The 19,405-nt window shown below is 61.1% G+C and carries 18 protein-coding genes; 11 read left to right on the top strand and 7 right to left on the bottom strand.

All coding sequences use genetic code 11. The features are described from left to right. Nucleotides 1-826 precede the first annotated feature (826 nt). Nucleotides 827-1,471, top strand: a complete 645-nt coding sequence (locus J2R78_RS39370) for a DUF6946 family protein (RefSeq protein ID WP_253609012.1) — start codon at nt 827-829, stop codon at nt 1,469-1,471. 279 nt (nt 1,472-1,750) lie between these two features. Here the strand turns inward: J2R78_RS39370 and J2R78_RS39365 are convergent, their stop codons facing one another. Further along, nucleotides 1,751-2,242: an Lrp/AsnC family transcriptional regulator gene (locus J2R78_RS39365; RefSeq protein ID WP_253610031.1), complete on the bottom strand. Its 492-nt coding sequence runs from the start codon at nt 2,240-2,242 to the stop codon at nt 1,751-1,753. Between the two features lie 142 nt (nt 2,243-2,384). Here J2R78_RS39365 and J2R78_RS39360 point away from each other — a divergent pair, with 142 nt between their 5' ends. The 7 genes from J2R78_RS39360 to J2R78_RS39330 all read left to right on the top strand — a co-directional run bounded on the left by J2R78_RS39360 (nt 2,385) and on the right by J2R78_RS39330 (nt 10,435). Next, the gene (locus J2R78_RS39360) at nt 2,385-2,777 is read left to right on the top strand and encodes a RidA family protein (RefSeq protein WP_253636039.1); all 393 of its coding nucleotides are present in this window, start codon (nt 2,385-2,387) and stop codon (nt 2,775-2,777) included. Between the two features lie 33 nt (nt 2,778-2,810). Further along, the gene (locus tag J2R78_RS39355) at nt 2,811-4,196 is read left to right on the top strand and encodes an MFS transporter (protein ID WP_253609010.1); all 1,386 of its coding nucleotides are present in this window, start codon (nt 2,811-2,813) and stop codon (nt 4,194-4,196) included. Continuing rightward, the gene (locus J2R78_RS39350) at nt 4,193-4,996 is read left to right on the top strand and encodes a putative hydro-lyase (RefSeq protein ID WP_253609009.1); all 804 of its coding nucleotides are present in this window, start codon (nt 4,193-4,195) and stop codon (nt 4,994-4,996) included. The genes J2R78_RS39355 and J2R78_RS39350 overlap by 4 nt, the downstream gene beginning before the upstream one ends. A gap of 27 nt (nt 4,997-5,023) precedes the next feature. Further along, on the top strand, nt 5,024-6,610 hold the full coding sequence (gene ggt, locus J2R78_RS39345; RefSeq protein ID WP_253609008.1) for a gamma-glutamyltransferase: 1,587 nt from the start codon (nt 5,024-5,026) through the stop codon (nt 6,608-6,610). Between the two features lie 8 nt (nt 6,611-6,618). Beyond that, complete coding sequence (locus tag J2R78_RS39340; protein ID WP_253609007.1) at nt 6,619-7,878, top strand: diaminopropionate ammonia-lyase; 1,260 nt, start codon at nt 6,619-6,621, stop codon at nt 7,876-7,878. Then, the gene (locus J2R78_RS39335; protein WP_253609006.1) at nt 7,875-9,092 is read left to right on the top strand and encodes a M20 family metallopeptidase; all 1,218 of its coding nucleotides are present in this window, start codon (nt 7,875-7,877) and stop codon (nt 9,090-9,092) included. Before J2R78_RS39340 ends, J2R78_RS39335 begins: the two co-directional genes overlap by 4 nt. Before the next feature lie 440 nt (nt 9,093-9,532). Continuing rightward, a complete protein-coding gene (locus J2R78_RS39330; RefSeq protein WP_253609005.1) occupies nt 9,533-10,435 on the top strand; it encodes an HNH endonuclease in 903 nt (300 codons plus the stop codon). A gap of 137 nt (nt 10,436-10,572) precedes the next feature. Here J2R78_RS39330 and J2R78_RS39325 read toward each other — a convergent pair whose 3' ends face one another. After that, nucleotides 10,573-11,136 (bottom strand): TetR family transcriptional regulator, encoded by a 564-nt coding sequence (locus J2R78_RS39325; protein ID WP_253609004.1) that lies wholly within the window; start codon nt 11,134-11,136, stop codon nt 10,573-10,575. Between the two features lie 107 nt (nt 11,137-11,243). Between J2R78_RS39325 and J2R78_RS39320 the strand changes: the two genes are divergently transcribed. Further along, nucleotides 11,244-11,897, top strand: coding sequence for a glutathione S-transferase (locus J2R78_RS39320; RefSeq protein WP_253609003.1), 654 nt, complete (start codon nt 11,244-11,246; stop codon nt 11,895-11,897). 191 nt (nt 11,898-12,088) lie between these two features. Here J2R78_RS39320 and J2R78_RS39315 read toward each other — a convergent pair whose 3' ends face one another. Both J2R78_RS39315 and J2R78_RS39310 read right to left on the bottom strand, forming a co-directional pair. After that, entirely contained in the window at nt 12,089-12,688 is a 600-nt protein-coding gene (locus tag J2R78_RS39315) for an NADPH-dependent F420 reductase (protein ID WP_253609002.1), read from the bottom strand. Nucleotides 12,689-12,718: 30 nt separating this feature from the next. After that, a complete protein-coding gene (locus J2R78_RS39310; RefSeq protein WP_253609001.1) occupies nt 12,719-13,453 on the bottom strand; it encodes an SDR family NAD(P)-dependent oxidoreductase in 735 nt (244 codons plus the stop codon). A 316-nt stretch (nt 13,454-13,769) separates the two neighbouring features. Between J2R78_RS39310 and J2R78_RS39305 the strand changes: the two genes are divergently transcribed. After that, nucleotides 13,770-14,666: a LysR family transcriptional regulator gene (locus J2R78_RS39305; RefSeq protein WP_253609000.1), complete on the top strand. Its 897-nt coding sequence runs from the start codon at nt 13,770-13,772 to the stop codon at nt 14,664-14,666. 281 nt (nt 14,667-14,947) lie between these two features. On the opposite strand, the gene J2R78_RS39300 is transcribed toward J2R78_RS39305, so the two are convergent. Both J2R78_RS39300 and J2R78_RS39295 read right to left on the bottom strand, forming a co-directional pair. Beyond that, on the bottom strand, nt 14,948-15,184 hold the full coding sequence (locus J2R78_RS39300; RefSeq protein WP_253608999.1) for a hypothetical protein: 237 nt from the start codon (nt 15,182-15,184) through the stop codon (nt 14,948-14,950). Between the two features lie 375 nt (nt 15,185-15,559). Beyond that, the gene (locus tag J2R78_RS39295) at nt 15,560-16,705 is read right to left on the bottom strand and encodes an FAD-dependent oxidoreductase (RefSeq protein WP_253608998.1); all 1,146 of its coding nucleotides are present in this window, start codon (nt 16,703-16,705) and stop codon (nt 15,560-15,562) included. Nucleotides 16,706-17,078: 373 nt separating this feature from the next. Between J2R78_RS39295 and J2R78_RS39290 the strand changes: the two genes are divergently transcribed. After that, the gene (locus J2R78_RS39290; RefSeq protein ID WP_253608997.1) at nt 17,079-18,266 is read left to right on the top strand and encodes a serine hydrolase; all 1,188 of its coding nucleotides are present in this window, start codon (nt 17,079-17,081) and stop codon (nt 18,264-18,266) included. An 80-nt stretch (nt 18,267-18,346) separates the two neighbouring features. On the opposite strand, the gene J2R78_RS39285 is transcribed toward J2R78_RS39290, so the two are convergent. Then, the gene (locus J2R78_RS39285; RefSeq protein WP_253610030.1) at nt 18,347-19,000 is read right to left on the bottom strand and encodes a glutathione S-transferase family protein; all 654 of its coding nucleotides are present in this window, start codon (nt 18,998-19,000) and stop codon (nt 18,347-18,349) included. Nucleotides 19,001-19,405: the final 405 nt, after the last annotated feature.

The raw sequence follows: 19,405 nt of genomic DNA, 5'->3' as shown, positions 1-19,405 counted from the left end.
CGCCCATCCAAAAGAACTTCATATGGCCAGGATGTCGCACCAACAATCCGGTCAAGACCAATGGCTCCAATTTCCGAGTTGGGTCAAAACGTGACTCGCCAGAGTGGCAGCTCTTGGCGCAAAGCGGACCTGAACGTCTGGGGACGGAGTGGTCCGGTGAGCGGTGCGAGCGATCACCGTACAAACCAAACCAGGTGTTCCTGATCATTGACGGTATCGGAGACAAAGCCGTGCGAGTGTGGAGGTGGCTCATACTGCAAAGCACGCGCGTCCACTTAGTCGATTGACTCCGATACTTGTCGAAGCAGCCATTCCTCCGAGCGGTTTGAATTTTCCTGTGAGTTCAAGACCAAGAAGTTAGCGCGGATATACCGTCGGGATTTGACCGCCAGCTTTCAAGCTTTGTGCTTGCAAATCAACGCCGTAATGTCGTCCTAAATGATTGAGTGGGGAGTGCGATCGGCTACAATCGCGTAGGTTGGCGTAGATTTTCGTGAGGTCGTTCTCACCGGTTTTCGTTCCGCGGGCGGCCAGAGCTGTGGATGCCGACTTAACTTGATCGAGACCGGCATTTCTATTCCACATTAGCGGCGGAGTGCTGTGGCGGACGGCAGCGTGGAGAAGGGCCAAAGCTCATCCACCTGCCGAGACGCCAACATTTTCTGCGTTGCGGCGGACAAGGAGTCCGGCGAGCGATTGGCTGTCGACATGGCAGCCAGGAGAACTGTTATCCAGGTCGGGTGAAAATTGAGGGCAGGGGAGTTGGCTCAAAGAACGGAAGTGGCGACCCGGTTTTTATAGATTTTCATAGAGGGGGGCATATTGCATGACGAGTGATGCGGGGCTCCATTTTGATCGAACGCCAGTGCGTGATCTTGCGGCGTTGCTTCATTCATACAATGTCGACGAGTTTAACTCGCCGTATCGATCAACTGCGCCGCTACTAGCGCTCGTTAAGGACGAACGGAACACGTTTCGGAAGGTGTTGAGTGGGTGCGAGGTGCCGATGCCGGCGGACCTCCATTTTGAGTTCAAGGTCGATCATCAGTCGAAGGGGCGAGGGACCCCTTCACACACCGATATCATGGCAATCTCCGAGAACGCATGCGTTGCCATCGAGTCTAAATGGACCGAGCCTCCATACGATACGGTCGGTACCTGGCTTTCAAAGGGCGCCGACATATCGAACCGGGAGAAAGTGCTCAAGGGGTGGCTGGCCTTGATGAGGCTCGAGTGCACGCCGCTATCGCTGAAAGAAATCGCTGATTGCGAGTATCAAATGCTGCATCGGGCAGCATCGGCCTACGCTGCAGCATCTTCTTTTGCTACGAGAAAACGCCCGATGCTCGCATACCTCAAATTCACTTCGCCGGAGATGCCGGCATCTGCTGCGTCGACGGAATACTATGTTGATGCCTTGGCGTTGATCCACAAGCGACTGCGTCCAGTGGATCTTCAGAGCTTGTGGTAGAGATGAAAATGGCACCGAGCGAGCAGTTCAGATTGATCGCAGATCGTCCCAGAACAAACCCGGCAACGGGAGTTGCTGTTCGAGGCGCGTTGCAGGAGACGTCGCTGTTCAATTTCGTAAGCGACAAGGTGTATCGGGTCAGCACCCGGACGCATGAGTTGGGCATACCACCGCCGGCTGACCCGGCGTTCCCGCAGCAGGGGGCACTGCTTCTTGCCGACCCGGTCTTCGCCGTTTGTCTGGTGGGTCGACCGCAACGGTGGACTTCTTTCGCGGTCCTTACTTCGGCAGACTCAAGGCCATCGACGCCTTCACCCGGTCCATCACGACCAGGGTTTTGAAATGCTTGATATTGTGGTTCTCGAAAAACAGGCGCTTGGTCAGCTGCTCGTATTCGTGCATTGATCCGACCGTCACGACGAGCACAAAATCCGTCTCTCCCGTCACGTAGTAGCATTGCTGCACTTCCGGGGCCGAAGCGAAACTCGCCTTTGACGCCTCCAGCAGGTCAAGCCGTTCATTCTCGATCTGGACCTCCACCAGAACGGTGATTGGTTGACCTACCGAAGCGGGGTTCAGGATCGCGACGTTGCCCTGGATAACGCCGTGCTTTTCCAGACGACTGATCCGTCGCTGCACGGCAGCCGCGGAAAGATTGACCATCTCTCCGATCGTCCGCTGTGGGGTTGTGTTGTTTCGCTGAAGAATCTCCAGGATGGCAAGGTCCTGAGGATCGAGATCATTCAAGCGAAATTCTTGTGTCGGTGGCATAGCGCGCAACAAAATCACGGGATCCGGGCTCACTTAGAGGCCTTTTCTCGACAAAGCGCAATACTGTCAGCTCCATGACAGCGGTCGATCCGGACGGCAATTGCGCCGGAGATCCGGGCCTGAGATTCCGAACGAGGTGATGATGACCACCATTACGCGCCACACCGTGCCGGGGTTACCTCCGTCGATGTCGCCGAGCAGCCACGCTGTGGAGGCGGATGGATTTGTGTTTTTGACGGGGCAATTTGCGAGAAATCTCGATGACCCCGGTTCGCGCCTTCCTGACGGTATTGCGGCACAAACCGAGCAGACCCTCAAGAACATGGAACGGGTGCTGGGTAGCCTCGGCCTTGGGATGAAAAACGTCGTTAGCGTCCGCGCGTATCTTACCAGCTTCAAGCGCGACTACGACGAAATGAACGAGGTCTACTCCCGGTTTTTTCATCCGGATCATCGACCGACCAGGACCTGCGTCGGTGTCACTGATCTCGTGAGGGACGCCCTGATCGAAATCGACTGCGTCGCAAAGCGATAAGTAGAACAATCACAAAATCCAGAAGGGGAGAAAATGCAGCAAGCCAACTCGGTATCGGCGCGCCTCGACCGCCTTCCGATCTCTAGGGTTCACAAGCGTATCGTCGCCCTCGTGGGCGGCGGCATGTTCTTTGACAACCTTGACATCTACATAGCTGGCGCAGTGCTGGGCGTATTTCTCTCAACCGGCTTTTCCAGTCTCGAACTGAACGCGTATTTCGTGTCCGCGACGTTCCTGGGCATGTTTCTGGGAACGGTCGGAGCGGGCGTCGTCGCAGATATGTTCGGTCGCCGGGTGACGTTCCAGTGGAATTTGGCGATCTTCGGCCTGGCGTCTCTCGCAGGTGCTGCCGCGCCCAACATGGAATGGGTCGTTTTCCTGCGCTTCCTTTGCGGCGTGGGCCTCGGCGCCGAGATCGTTCTGGGCTATGGGACGCTTGCCGAGTTCGTCCCGCCGCAACAACGGGGTCGCTGGGTTTCCACGCTCTCGATGATTTCCAGCATGGGGCTACTGGTGTCGACCCTGTTGAGCTGGGCGCTCATCCCGGTATTCGGTTGGCGCATCATGTTCGCTGTCCCCGGCGTCGGAGCACTGATCATCTTATGGCTTCGAAAAGCGCTTCCCGAGTCTCCGCGCTGGCTGGAAGTAAAGGGGCGGTTCAGCGAAGCGGACCTGGTTGTTTCTGCTATCGAGCGCGAGGCTCGCGCGGAGCATGGTGAACTCGGCGCTCCGGAGTGGCGGCCTGCTGTTGCACCGGGGTCGATCTGGCAAAAGGCGTTCATTCGGCCTCTGGTCCTCGGAACGGTTTTGCAGGTCATCATGTTCGCAGCCCTTTATGGCCTCGTCTCGTGGATCCCGACTTTCCTTCTCAAGCAAGGCATCCCGATCAACCAGACCCTCGGCCAGTCGGCGCTCATGTCGCTCGGCGCGCCAACGGGAGCATTCGTCGCCCGGCTTTGGGTCGATCGTTTGGGTCGACGCGCCGCGATCATCGGCGGCTCTATCGGTGCGGCCATCATGACCGTGCTGTTCGGCCAGGCCACTTCACAGGTCGCGGCCGTCGGCATCGGCTTTGCCACTTTCGCGCTGATCTACTTTCTTCTCGCGACGATCCAGGCGGTCTATTTGCCCGAGCTCTTCCCGACGTCGGTTCGTATGCGCTGCAACGCCGTCTGTGTCGGAATAGCAAGGCTTACGACGGCTGTCGTTCCCTTCGGTGTTGTCTATCTCTTCAACAACTGGGGTGTTGCTGCGGTGCTATCCACGATCGGCGGGCTCCTTTTCGTGCAGGCCGTTACCATGGCATTGCTTGGACGTGAAACCGGCGGACGTTCGCTTGAGCTTGCGACCGATACGATGTCTCGACCGGTGTCTGATTGCGCCCCTGTCGAGGCGCCTGCGACCAAGGCCGTGCCATGAACGGTCGTGCTCCTGATTTCGATACGCGGGACGTCAGCTCGGTCCGTCGGGCGGTGCGCTCCGGTGCCTATGTTGGCTACACGGCCGGCTTCACGCCGGATCGCGTGCAGGCGAACATTTGCATTCTTCCTCGCAGTCATGCGGAAGACTTCCTTTTGTACTGTCAACGCAATCCGCAGCCGTGCCCCCTGATTGCGCGATCGGATGTGGGCGATCCCTGTCTTCCCAGCCTGGGCGAGGACATCGACATCCGCACCGATGTGCCGCGGTACCACGTCTTTCGCGATGGCCAACTCGCAGAAGAAGTGACGGACATATCCCGACTCTGGCGGGATGACCTGGTAACCTTCGCTTTAGGCTGCTCCTTTTCGTTCGAGTACGCCTTGCTGGAAGCGGGAATTGCACTCAGGTATCTCGATCGTGGCGAAGTGGCTGGCGTCTATGAGACGACGGTCGATACGATGCCTGCTGGTGAGTTCCGTGCGAAGCTCGTGGTCACGATGCGACCGTTCGCAGCCCGGGAAGCAATTCGTGCCATCCAGATCACATCGCGCTTCCCGAACGTTCATGGTGCTCCCGTTCATATCGGCGATCCCGGCTTGATTGGAGTTGACCTGTCGAAGAGGTACAGGGGGGTAGGTTCGGGAGAGGTGCTCCCGCACGAGATCCCGTTGTTCTGGGCGTGCGGCCTCACTCCGCAGCTCGCGACCGCAAACGCGAAGCCGCCCTTGTGCATCACGCACGCGCCGTCCTCCATGCTCGTTACCGATCTGCGCAATGCTGACCTTGCTTCCTTCTAGGCGCCGCCAATTCCAGGAGAGTGAGGCATGAGAAACTTCGAGGCACCGGGGCGTTCCGAAGCGTTCGGCGTGAACGGCATGGCCGCTACGACGCACCCGCTCGCCACCCTGGCTGCGATCGATGTGCTACGCGATGGCGGCAACGCCGTAGATGCAGCCGTAGCCGCGGGCGCGATGCTTGCTGTCGTCGAGCCGACCCAGACAGGTGTCGGCGGGGATTGCTTTGTCTTGTTGAAGCGGGAAGGGCAGCCGGTCATTGCCCTCAACGGGTCGGGAGCTGCGCCGGCCGCCGTAAGTCTCGGGCGTCTCGCGGAAGCCGGAATCAGAACGCTTGATCCCGAAAACGTCCACACGGTTACGGTTCCGGGCGCTGTGCGCTCCTGGGCGCAGCTTGCTGAGGACCACGGAAGGTTCGATCTGGCGCGTCTCCTTGCACCGGCCATCGCAGCTGCGGAAAACGGCTATTTGGTCACCGAGCGACTGGCCCGGGACTGGAGCAGGCAGGTGCCGAAGCTGTCCCGCCTTGCTGCGACGACCTCGGTCTTTCTTCCCACCGGGGGAGCGCCGAAGCCGGGCCACCTGCACGTGCAGCCGACGCTCGCTCGCGCCCTCAGGGGCGTCGCTGCAAGGGGCGCGGACGTATTCTATGAGGGATGGATCGCAGAAAGCATCGTTAAGACGCTTCGTTCGCTGGGCGGCTTTCACACGCTTGCGGACTTCGCCGCGTTCAGGCCTCGATACGAGACACCGATATCGACGTCCTATCGTGGCTACGAATTGTGGGAATGCCCGCCGAACGGCTCGGGCGTCGCTGTCCTTGCCATGGCAAATCTGCTCGACCGATACAATGTCGCGGACTTCGCTCCGGTATCGGTCGAACGCTACCATCTGCTGTCCGAAATTGCCCGCATCGGCTATGCGGAGCGGGACGCCTTTGTCGGCGACCCGGATACTGCACCGGTACCTGTCGAGCGCATGAAGAGCTCAGCTCGTGCTGACATCCTCACCGGGCGAATATCGCAGAACTCGCGGTTGGCCGACGTCGTTCCGATCGCGATGCCAGAACACAAGGACACGGTGTTTCTGTCCGTTGTCGACAAGGACCGCACAGCGGTCTCGTTCATCAACTCTATCTTCGACGATTTCGGCAGCGGTATCGTCGCCCCCGAGTGCGGGGTCCTTTTGCACAATCGTGGCTTCGGCTTCGTGCTCGAACCCGACCATCCGAATGCGTTCGCGGGCGGCAGGCGTCCTATGCATACGATCCTGCCGGCTATGCTCACCCGCGACGGCGAGTGCGTGCTTTCCTTCGGTGTGACTGGTGGTCACTTTCAGCCGATCGGACAAATCCAGATCCTGTCGAACCTGCTCGACTACAAGATGTCCGTGCAGGAAGCCATCGACCAACCGCGCATCTTCGCTCGCGGCGACGTGCTTGACGTCGAAGGAACCGTTCCGGCGCATGTTGTCGAAGGTCTTCGCGCTCTCGGGCACCGGCCGACGCCGGCGCCCAATCCACTCGGAACTGCCCAGGCGATCTGGATCGACCGGAAGCGCGGGCTTCTAAGGGGCGGGGCAGATTCCCGTCGTGACGGCGTCGCACTAGGCTATTGAGAGACCAAATGTCCAAAATACTCAGCGAAAACTTCTCCCTCCAACCTAACCCGAACCCCGTTCGTCAGGAAAAGTACGGCGAGAACGGACGCGGCGATATCCTCAGCCTCGCAGCTCTCGATCAGGCGCGAAAGGAGATCACGACCTGGCCCGGTTACCGTCCCACGGTGCTGCGGCGTCTGGACGGGCTGGCGCGCGCCGCGGGCGTGCGCACGATCTTCTATAAGGACGAGGGTGCTCGCTTTGACCTCGGCAGCTTCAAGGCACTGGGCGGAGCCTATGCGGTGGCCTCCTTCCTGCAGCGTCAGGTCGAGGCTCTCACCGGCAAGCGCCCGAGCACCGGGCAGCTTGCGGCCGGATTGCTGAAAGACATCACGGCCGGCATGATTGTGACGTGTGCAACGGACGGAAATCACGGCCGATCCGTGGCGTGGGGCGCCCGCACGTTCGGGTGCAGGTGCGTGATCTTCGTGCACGCCTCTGTGAGCCAGGGCCGCCGCGATGCGATCGCCGCCTACGGCGCTGAAGTACGCGTGGTCGACGGGACTTACGACGCCGCCGTTCGCGAGGCTGCGGATACGGCCGCGCGAAACGGCTGGCAGGTGATCTCCGATACGTCTTACGAGGGATATACCGACATTCCCCGCTACGTCATGCAGGGGTACGGAGTTATGGTGGAGGAGGCCATAGAGCAACTGCCGCGCGGTGTTTTTCCGACCCACGTCTTCGTGCAGGGCGGTGTTGGCGGCCTCGCGGCGGCCGTCTGCTCCTATCTTTGGGAGCGCTTCGGCGAGAGGTCGCCCCTGTTCTACGTGGCCGAGCCCGAGACGGCGCGATGCCTCTACCTTAGCGCGGTGGCGGGGCAGCCGACTGCCGACCACGGCACGCTGGACACGCTTATGGCTGGTCTTGCCTGCGGGGAGGTCTCCCTTTTGGCCTGGTCGATTCTCGATGTGGGCACCGACGGATTCTTCTCGATCACTGACGCTTCCGCGGCGGAAACGATGCGCTTGCTTGCCGATGGTCGATACGGCGATCATCCGATCGTCGCCGGCGAGTCCGCCGTCGCGGGTCTCGCTGCGGCACTTCTGGCGGCCGGCGACGCCGACGCACGGCATGCGGTCAAGCTGACTGAAGAGAGCGTGGTGCTGGTCATCGGAACGGAAGGAGCAACCGATCCAGTCGTGTACGAGCGGATCGTCGGAAAGCCGCCCGAGCGCGTCGTGGCCGGCTGGTCGAACGCGGCCAGGGAGGAACTGGTGCAATGACGTCGTCGGGCTGGAACAAGCTTGTTTCGCATGAGATCGACAAAGATCGCGAGGCTCTTGTCGATCTGTGCCGTCGATTTGTGGCGGCTCCGAGCATGAATCCGCCTGGGCGGACGACGGAGGTCGCGGACGAATTGCAGGCGTTTTTCCGGGAGAGGGGGCTGGCGAGCGAGCGGATCGCCGTTGTGGACGACGCCGCCAACGTTCACCTGACGCTGAGTGGCTCGGCGGAAGGAAAGCATGTGGTCTTCAACGCCCACATGGACACGATGCAGCCGGGCGACGAGTCCGCGTGGAGCGTTTCGCGTCTCGAATTGACCCGCAAGGAAGGTCGTCTTTACGGCCTTGGCATGGGAAACCTGAAGGGCGGTCTCGCCGCCATGGCCCTCGCGACGACAGTGCTTGCACGGCATCGCGAGCAGCTTCCGGGGACCCTGAGCTTCACGGCCGTTTGCGACGAGGTCATGTTCGGCGGACGCGGCACCGAGCACCTCCTCGCTGTTCGGCCGGATCTTGCCGGCGACTTTATGATCAGCGCAGAAGGTCCCGGTTTCATGGATTTCGCTGTTGCGGAGAAAGGCCTTCTCTGGGTCGATGTCGAGGCAACCGGACCGGGAGGCCATTCTTCCCGCGCGCTGCGGGGCGAAAGCGCCGTCGGCAAGCTCGCCAACTTCATGGTACAGGTCGATACCTTCAACGATGTCTTCGCGACCTTGCCGCAGGAGCTCAACGGGGTGACCGGCGGAGAAGGAAACTTGGGGCTTCGCTTGTCGGCCAACGCGGGTGTGATCGACGCGGGCGAAGTGCGCAGCCTGATCTCGCCGTCCGCGATTGCGCGGTTTGATTTCAGGCTTCCGCCGGGAATCAGTGCTGCAAGCGTCAAGGACCGCCTGCAGAGGATCGCCAGCACCATTCCGGGAATCCGTCTCTCGTACCCGAAGGAGTGGGATGCGAACTGGGAGGCGGTTGATAGCCCGTATGCGAAGAGCCTGATTCAAGCGATTGGTGAGGTGCGAGGAAAAACACCTCGTCTAGTCGTGCGACTTCCGGGCAGCGACGCCCGTCATTGGCGGAATAAGGGTGTTCCGGCCGCTTGTTTCGGACCGCAGCCCACGTTGTCGGCCGGTGTGGACGACTATGCCAATGAGCAAGACGTAGTCGATTGCGCGAAGATTTATGCTCTTGCGGCGATCGATCTCATGAGTCTTCGCTGAAACCATATCCTGGCTCTTCCAAGCGAGGAGCTGCCGCGAAAAAGTGTTTCTCGCCGAGTGAGTGGCGTGAGCGATCATCGTACAGACTAAATCAACGCTGGTCATTGACGGTACCGCAAGCCACGCCGTGCGACCGCGAGCGGTGTCGTTCCCGGCCAGGCACGCGCGGCCATCCGGTCGATTGACTCTGATACTTACCGAAGTCGGCATTCTTCCGAGCGACGTGAATTTTCCTGTGAATTCAAGTGCGTAATATTGTGACGGATCAGCCACCGGCAGTTGACCGTTGGCGAGGGCAATTTGTTCTTAGAAAACAATGCGATAGAATCGCTCGAAATGAATGAGTGGGAGTAGTGACGGACGTCATGCGGCCGTCCAAGTTACCATCTCTCGGAGAATAGCTTCGAAGACCAAGACGGAAAGGCTTTGCCGATCAAGCTATGGGACTGGGAGTATTCATTCATCGGCTGGACTCGATCTATGAGGACAGTCCAGCCGAACAATATCAATTTCCCAGCCAGTATTTGCGTCGCGTAGAAGCCTGCGTTGGTGATTGGATAATTTACTACGAACCGCGCAAGGTCGCGGAAACACGGGGCTACTTTGCGATTGCAAAGGTTCAACAAGTTATTCCGGACCCCGGGGCGCCTGGGATGTACCTCGCGCTGATTGAGCCGGGAAGCTATCTCGACTTTGCGAATCCGGTTCCTTTCAGCGAACCAACTGGGCGACCGATAGAGCGAGGCGTTCTCAACGATGAGGGGCGGATTTCGGGACGCGCTCAATCGGCGGTGCGGCCAATCTCTCCTGAAGATTTCAGTAGAATCGTTGGACTCGGCCTTGAGGAAAAGGCTCCTTTACTGCCTCGGCTCGACGATGAAATACCGCTGCGGTCTCTTGCAGAGGAGCAGGTGCCTTTCACATATGACCAGCAGCGCGATCGCGTTAGTATTACCATGTCGAGGATTTTGCGCGATCGCGTCTTCCGACGTGTCGTCCTGCGCGCCTATGATGAACGGTGCGCCATCACGGGACTGAAACTCATCAACGGAAGAGGCCGGGCGGAGGTTGCTGCCGCACACATTCGGCCGGTGGAAGCGAGCGGGCCTGATGTTATCAGCAATGGGATCGCGCTTTCAGGCACGGCGCATTGGATGTTTGATCGGGGCTTGATCAGCTTGGCCGATGATTTGGAGATATTAATCTCGCGACAGACAAATGATCCGGAAGGGATACGATCGATAATCAACAAGTCCGGTCAGGCGCTTGCGCCTCAGCGCATGTCTGACCGTCCGCATCCGCATTTTCTAAGGTGGCACCGCGAGCATTGCTTTAAGCAATGAGTCCGTAGCAATGCATCGGCAAGCGTAGCCCGGATGAGCGAAGCGATATCCGGGCCACGTCCTATCCGCGTGTCGTGGTGTCCCGCATATCGCTGCGCTCGTGCGGGCTACTCACCTCGACCTGACGTTCGTACCGTCTATGCCGGCAAAAGACCCGCGGCGCGATAATTGTCGATCATCGCGTCGTAGAGCGAAATATCGGAGCGGCTTCTGGCGACGAGCTGCGCGCCGGCGACGGCGGCGAAGATGGCGCGGGCCCGCTGTTCGCTCTTTCTCGAACTGACCAGGCCCGCGGCCACCAACAACTTGCTCAGCCACGCCACGTTGACGTCGGCAAAGGTCTGGACCTCCTTCTTCACCACGTCCGGCAGGTCGTCGACTTCTGCCGACATGAAGCTGCAGAGGCACATGCGGTTGTTGCTCTCGAGCGCTTTGCGAAACACATCGGGATATCGACGCAGGCAGCGGACAGGATCGGCCGTTTCTGCCAGCATCGACTCGAGTTGGGCGGCGGTGTCCTCCCAGTAGCGCCGCGCGACGGCCACGCCGAGATCGGCCTTGCTCGGAAAATGGTGATAGATGCTGGCGGCCTTGATCCCGACTTCCTCCGCGAGATCGCGGAAAATCAAGCCGCCATAGCCGCGTGCCTGCGCGGTCCGCTTTGCTGCCGCCAGGATGGCCTCCCGAGAGCTCGAACTCACTTCGTTGCCTCACTGCTTCGTTATCTACCAAGTGACAGATAGGCGTTGACCGGCCTGATTTGAAGGCTAATTTTACCCTACCAAGTGACAGGTAGACAGGAGTCATAATGAAGATTTACGATTGGCCAACTGGCCCATATCCGGCCCGCGTTCGCATCGCTTTGGCCGAGAAGAACCTGAGGTCGCAAGTGGAGTTCGTATTGGTCGATCTCTACAAGGGCGAGCACAAGAAGCCCGAATTCCTCGCCAAGAACTACTCCGGCACGCTGCCGGTGCTCGAACTCGACGACGGGGCGTTCATTGGCGAGTGCACGGCCATTACCGAGTACCTTGACGCGCTCAATGGCGCGCCGACGCTGACCGGCAGGACGCCGCGCGAAAAGGGTGTGATCCACATGATGAGCAAGCGCGCCGAACTGGAACTGCTCGATGCCATCAGCGTCTATTTCCACCACGCCACGCCGGGTCTCGGGCCTCATGTCGAGATCTATCAGAATCCCGAATGGGGATTCCGTCAGTGCGACAAGGCCCTCAGGGGGATGCACTACTTTGACGGCATTCTGAAACGACAGCCGTTCGTCGCCGGCGAGGCATTCACGATGGCCGATATCACCCTCATAGGCGGCTTGATCTTCGCGGGGCTGGTGAAGGTGCCGGTGCCGATGGAGTGCGAGGCTCTTTTGGCATGGTATGCAGTGATGCAGGAGCGTCCCAGCGTGAAGAACCGGATAACGATGTCCGAGCCGATCGAGGCATCTTGATTAAGATCGTCGTTTGCGAACACCGCCCTCGCGAGTCTTACGCGAGGGCGGATCGTCAGGATGGCAAGCGTAGCCCGGATGAGCGCAGCGACATCCGGGGCATTTTCTATCCGCGCGTCGCGGGTGCCCCGCATATCGCTGCGCTCATGCGGGCTACTCACTTCTCGGTCAAATCACACGGCCGGGATCAATCACTGCTCCTTCTTGAACAAATCCTGGAAGATGAGCGGGCCCCAAGTGCGGCCGCGTGCGTGCACCAGCGCGCCACCCTCGTTGAGCCTTCCCAGCTTGACGGGTGCGAACCCGAGTTGCTTCGCCAAGGCCGCCACAGGCGCGACCGCGTCCTCGTCGTCACCAGACAGCAAGACCACCCGGTGCCCACCCTCGACGATCGGATCGGCAGCCAAGATGGCCGCAATCAGGTGATTGAACCCTTTGACGAGCTTGGCGCCGGTGAACGCCTTCGCGACGAAGGCGGAGGACGGCAGGCCGTCCAGCTCTTCAGGGACTGGAAACGCGTTCATCGCGTCGATCACCGTCTTGCCTTTCCAGCTCGGCAGGGCCTTCGCGACCTCGCGATGCTCCCCGAACGGGACCGCCAGGATGATTGTGTCGGCCTCGAGCGCTTCCCGCAACGACTTGGCGACGACCGTGGGTCCAATCGCCCGAGCCTGCGGCGCCAACGCCTCGGGCGGCCGGCGGCTCGCGACGGTCACGTCGATGTTCTTACGGGCGAAGGCGTGGGCGAGGGCCTGGCCTATCTTACCGAATCCTACAATCGCGTAGCTCATAGTGCTTCTCCGATCCGTGTTGATTCGATTTCAGATGGCCGAAAAACCGCCGTCGACAGACAAATCCACCCCATTCACGAAGCTCGAATCGTCTGAGGCAAGAAACAGCGCGGCCGCCGCAATTTCCTCGGGACGACCCATCTTTCCGCGCGGGATCAGGGATTCGAACATCCGCTTCGCCGCCTCGTCGAGAACCTGGTCCTGCATCGGTGTGGCGATCGGCCCCGGGCTCAGCACGTTCACCCGGATATTCCTGCCCTTCAGTTCGTTGAGCCAGGTGCGCGCGAATGAGCGCAACGCCGCCTTGCTTGCCGCATACACGCCGTAACCGGGAAAGCCCTTTACCGACGCGACCGACCCGGTCATGAAGATCGATCCGCCATCGTTGAACAGCGGCAACGCCTTCTGAACCGCAAACAGCGTTCCGCGCGTATTCAGGTTGAAGGTCGCATCGAAATGCCGCTCGGTAATCTCGCCCAGAGGGACGGCTTCGCCCATGCCGGCGCTCGCGTACAGGACGTCGATCCTGCCCTTTTCCCGCTTGACCGTGTCGAACAGACGATCGAGGTCGTCGAGATTGGCCGCGTCGCCGCGCACGCCGGTTACGTTCCGGCCGATCAGCCTGACGGCCTCGTCGAGCACCTCCTGCCTTCGGCCCGTGATGAAAACATATGCGCCTTCTTCAACGAACCGCCTGGCGCTCGCCAGCGCCATGCCGCTCGATCCACCCGTGATGACTGCAACCTTACCTTCAAGCTTTCCCATGACTTCTCCTTTCGTCGTGCCGGACAGCGTCTCTGGTCCCATTTGCCAGATGGCCCTCGAGAACCTCGACGTAGCTCCGCCGGCGTCAGGCGTTGAGTGCGGAAGCGCGCACATCGGTGGTGCGAAATCGATCCGGCCGGATGACTGACGCCAGCCGCGACGATTGGTGTCCGCCGTTCGGAATTGGGGCGCGTTTGTCGGCGTGGCTATTCGGCTTGGGCTATGATGATCGCCCGTGCTACCCACATACGAGATGCTGTTCGACGTACTGGAGACGGGCTTTGGAAGGCGCACCCCAGCGGTGCTGGATTGCACCATGATCGACTGGGATGACGTTCGCTACTTTCTTGCCGTCGCGCGCGGAGGCTCGGTGCGGGCTGCCGCCGAGCGCCTCGGGGTGAACCACTCGACCGTGCTGCGACGCGTCGCCCAACTGGAGGAGCGGCTCGGAGCGCAGATGTTCGAGAAGCTGCCTTCGGGCTACCGCCTGACGGCTGCGGGTGAGGAGGTCCTCGAACTCGCGGACCAGATGGAGGCCTCGTCGCACCAGCTGGAGACGCGCGTCTTCGGCCGCGACCAGGGCGTGCGCGGGCTTCTGCGGGTGACGCTGGCGCCGCCCCTCGCGACACACCTGCTCATGCCGGACTTCTCCGATTTCGCGCGACTGCATCCGGATATCGAGATGGAAATCTTGTCGTCCGGCGAGCTGGCAAATCTGACCAACCGGGAGGCCGATGTAGCGATCCGCGTCGTCTACGACCGCAAAACCCTGCCGCTCAATCTTCACGGCTTGAAGGGACCGGAGCTGTTCGGAGGCATCTACATATCCCGCGATCGACTGGCCGCGTGGCGCGCGGGCGCGCCTGACCCCGTCAGGTGGATCGTCATAAGTATTCACGGAATCCCGGACTGGGCCCACGAGGGTGAGGTTCGCGCCGCCGAGGTTCCGTTCAGGGCCACAGATGCCGCGGCGCAGATCGTCGCGGTGCAGCAGGGGATCGGCATGACGACGCTGCCGTGCTTCGTCGGAGATGCCGACCCGCTGCTGGTGAGGGTGCCGGGCACCGACTTGCACATGTACGGAACGCTCTGGCTTCTCACACAGGGGGAGACACGCAAGACGAAGCGCGTGCGGCTCTTCACGGAGTTCGTATCCCGCAGGCTCACCGCATACGCGCCGCTTCTCGCCGGACTGTCCGTATCACGCGACTGACGCGCGGGCAGGTCGCCGATGGCGCTTGCCGCAATCCGGTCGGAGGCGAGCTGCGATTGCACCAAGCGAAAATCGCGGTCAATTCCCTTGCGCTGCTGACGGTAGCAAAGCGTAGCCCGGATGAGCGAAGCGATATCCGGGGCATTTCTATCCGTGTGTCGCGTGGTGCCCCGCATATCGCTGCGCTCATGCGGGCTACTCGCTGTTTCATCGTCGCGATGGCACACCACGGCGGTCAAGCAGCTAGGAGGCCGCCCGACCGATCGATGCGCGCTGAGCGATCAATATGGGCCCGGCTCGCAGGGGACATTGTTGCCGGTCCAGGGCGCGGTGGCGAATGAACCGACGCGCGGCGCCGGAATGCAGGCGCGACCGTCGACATAGACGGGCTCGGTCGGCGCGGCGGCGCTCGCCTCCGCGACGTGGCGGGACATCGCGTGGGTTTCACGCGCCATTGCCGGCGACGCGATCATGGCAACCGCGATCAAGGAAGCCGACAGGAGTTTGACGTTGGTCATGGAGTTTCTCCGTTTTGTTTATGGGGCCGAGGAGTCTGGCCTCGTCAGATATTTGTGCACGGCGACGGCGGACTTGAATGCAATCATCACTCACGCCGGCTCAACGCTGCGTGAGCAATGCGATCCTCGCCGTTGTGTCGCGCGATGCAGACCATCACCGACAGGCCGGATGAACGAAGCGTAATCCATCACGTCTTCGCGTGATGATCGTGAGGGTGCGTTACGTGCGCGTTGACGCTCCTACGGGTTCAGCAAGCGTAGCCCGGATGAGCGAAGCGATATCCGGGGCGTGTCGTGGCGTCCCGCATATCGCTGCGCTCGTGCGGGCTACCCGTGCCTAGGAACTTTCGGACGCAAACGCCGCACAAAACTCCGTCACGGCGCGAGCTCCGCTCGGACCTCGCCGAGCAGCGCCATGCCGCCGAGCCGGCCCAGTTCGTCCGAACATTTTGCGCTCTTGCCGTAGCAGCAGAAGGCGACTGTGACGCGCTCTGAAAGTGGTCCGATGCAGGGCAGGCCGCTGTCGCCGAATGTGGTCATGCAAGGCACGACGCGGCGCTCCTCGAAAGCGAGGTCGCGAATGCGGTCAAGGATCTGTTGTTGAAGCCGATCGGCAACCTCAATCGATCCGCCCGAGCGGAACCAGTTCTTGATATCGGCCTCGCTGCCGAGCGGAAGATCGACCGGATCGCCGCCGAGCTTCAGCCAGGTCTGGCCGTCCGGATAGCGGATCGGAGGCAGGATGTAGGGATTGTCGCCCTTGGGCCCGAGACAACGCATCGACGGCATTCCGGCCAGGCGTTGAACCTCCGCCGCACCAAGCCGGAACAGCGCCGCGGTCCGCCCATAGACCGTAAAGCCCAGGGAGCGGCCGAGCAGCGATTGGGTGTGCCCGCCCGCCGCAACCAGAACGCGCTCGGCCTCGACGCTCCCCGATCGCGTCCGGATCGTGACGCCGGAGCCGCTTTCCGAAATCCCCAGCGCGGGTTCGTCGATGATCCGGGCGCCGGCGCGTTCCGCCGCGATCGTCTGCGCGCGGACCAGGCGGCGCGGGCTGATGTATCCGGCATTGTGCGGCTCGAAATAACCCTGCATTCCCGCCGTCGATTTCAGAAACGGAAAGCGCTCCGCGAGCCCCGCATCATGATAGGCTTCACACCGGATCCCGTCTTCGGCACAGATCCTGCCGATCGAAGCAACATCGCTGGTTTCGCTGCGGCCGATGTGAAGTGCTCCAGCTTCCCGATAGAACTCCACGCCGCTCTCCGCTGCAATCTCGCCGTAGCGCGAAATCGCGGCGCGGTTCGCTTGCCGCCAGAACGGCCCCGGATCGTAACTCCGCGTGATGCGGCCCTCGTCATAGTGGCTGCCGAAGACGCCGCCATGGCGCGAAAAATCCGCCGGCTCATCGGGCCCGATCAGCGCAACATCGTGGCCCATCTTGCTCAGATGCCGCGCAGCTGCCGATCCGATCAGGCCGCGTCCGATCACCGCAAGTTTGATCGCTTGATTGGGGCTCACGAAGAAGTCCTGCGCTCTGCCTGCATCGGCAGTGTGAGATCGACCATGTCATTTCCGATGCCCTGGCAGCAAGCATAATCCAGCTGAGCGCGCAGGTGGACCGGCGAAGCGTAATCCGCCACATCTTGAAGCCGGCCGCGAGGCAGCAGGTTACGCGTTCGGCTAACCCGGCCCCGATTTCCCGCGAGACTCTTCGCGACTGCCGGGAAGTCGGCGCAAGCCGGCGTCTGACGACGCTGTTTTTCCGCGCGAACGCTCCACTGAGCGAACTTGAAACAAATAGTCACGGTGATTTCACTCGCGCTGAACGGCGTTATATGAGATGATGCAACCAAGGGTCAACATGGTGCATCTTCACCGGCAGGAGGGCGAAATGAGCGACCAGATGATCGAGGCGACGACAAGTCCGGCACAGATCGTTCAACAGGCGGCAAAAAAATATCTCGACATCAGCAACGCCCCTGGCTGCTGCATCGCGGTCTATGACGAAAAGTCGTTCGGCACCAAGGGCTACGTCTACCCCAAGGGACTGTCAGGCGTGGCCGGCTCTTCGCCCGCGCCATTCAGTGTCACGACCGACACGGTGTTCGAGATCGGATCGGTGACCAAGGTGTTCACCAGCACATTGCTGGCGGTGGCGGTCAAGGCTGGTGGGCCCACTCTTGACGATACCATCGGCCCTTATCTGAACCTCTTCAGCGCGAACGCGGTGGGAACGCCGGTGCTGGACGCCATCCAGCTCGTGCAATTCGCCACCCATACCTCCGGCATGCCGGAGCAGCCGGGGGACGGCTTGACTGGCTACAGCGAGCAGCTGTTTGCGGACGAGCCGCCCTCCAGTGAACTCATCAACTGGTGGAATCAATATGATACGCCGCCGCAAGGCTGCTGGCAGTATTCCAACATCGGCTTCGTGACCTTGGGCTTTGCGGTCACGCAGATGTTTGCGAAAGACAAGGGCCATAACTACAACGAAATTTTGGCCGAATACGTCACCGGTCCACTCGGCATGAAGCAGACCGGAGCCGTGCTCAATTCGTCGTGGAAGATCGCGCAGGGATGTATCGGGCATTGGAGCAAGAGCTCCGAGCCGCCATACCAGATCGTCTTCGACCGCAACACGCCGACCGGCGGCACGGCCTTTGATCTGAAGACCACCGGCGACGATATGATCAGGTTTCTCGCGGCGCAGATCGCGGCCCCGAACGGGCCGCTCGGGTCGCAAATCGCGCTGACGCAGCAGAACCAGGGGACATTCCCCATCTGCGGGGAGAAGACCAGCGTCACCATGGGCCTCGCCTGGCAGATCACCACGGACGCGCAGGGCCATACCGTTTTCACAAAGAACGGCGCGACGAGCAGAGGCGGATTCGAAGCGATCGTGATCGTCGTGCCGGAACTGCAATGCGGTGTCGCGGTGCTGAGCAACCAGTATTTCGATGCGTCCCGCGTGCACCCCGCGGGGATCGCACCCGGCCGCACCGCACTGGAGATTATTTCGCAGCTTCATCCAGGCTTCGAACTGACCGAACCGCTGCCAGAACACGATCCATTCGACTAGCAAACCTGGCCCGGACGAGTGCACCGATGTCCGGCGGCTTTGTCGTCTGCGCGAGAGCGCTGTCCCTGTTGTCGCCAACCTCAGCCGGTCGGTGGTTTACCCGTGTTAACCGCCAACTGAGCCTCGAAAGCGCGCTGGTAAGCCGGCCGGGCTTCGCCGCGGGCGACATAGGCGGACAGGCCCGGATATTCTTCGAGAATGCCCGATGCTCTCAGCCTGAGCAGCACCGACACCATCATCAGGTCGCCCGCGCTGAACGCGCCGTCGAGCCAGTCGGCCTTGCCGAGGCGGGGGGAGAGTTGCGTCAGCCGGTCGCGGATGCGATCCATGACCAGCGGCAGGCGGTCTTTGGTCCAGGGCTTGTCGCTCTCCAGAATCCTGGCGGTCATGAGTTCGAGGATCGGCGGTTCCACCGTGTTGACCGCGGCAAACATCCAGGTGATCGCGCGGGCGCGGGCATTGGCATCGCCGGGCAGCAGGCCGGCATGACGCTCGGCGATATGGAGCACGATCGAGCCTGTCTCGAACAGCGCCAGATCACCTTCCTCATAGGTCGGAATCTGGCCGAAGGGATGCAGCGCCAGATGCGCGGGTTCCTTCATCGCCTGGAACGAAACAAGGCGAACCTCGTAAGGCTGGCCCGTTTCTTCCAGCGCCCAGCGAACGCGCGTATCGCGCGCCAGTCCCTTGCCGCCATCGGGCGACCGTTCGAAGGCGGTAATGATGGGCGTCATCGTTTCTCTCCATGTCCTTGCGTCCTGAGGACGAGCGGGCGGCGCGCGCCCCGACAGCTGATTCCGGAATATTTTGGCCAAGCCTAGCCCGGATGAAGCGCAGCGAAATCCGGGACCGGTCCTGCCAAAGGCGAGAACCCGCAGGGACGACGATTGGGGATGGAGGCCATGCCACACACTCACTGTCGTCCTGGCGAAAGCCAGGGGACCCATTACCCCAAATCTCAATTGTTATGCGACGCTGGGGCCGTGATCCCGTTCCCAATCAGTTGCGGTGGTTATGGGTCCTTTCGCCAGGACGACGATCGGGTGTAGAGGCGGGTGTTGTGACGAACGCGGTTCCGCAAATATTTTTCATCAGCCTGTTGCCGCGATGTCGGCTGCCGTCTTCGCCAATCGTCCTTT

Source organism: Bradyrhizobium sp. USDA 4538, from assembly GCF_024171045.1.
Lineage (GTDB): Bacteria > Pseudomonadota > Alphaproteobacteria > Rhizobiales > Xanthobacteraceae > Bradyrhizobium > Bradyrhizobium australafricanum.
This window is presented reverse-complemented; position numbering and strand designations above follow the sequence as displayed.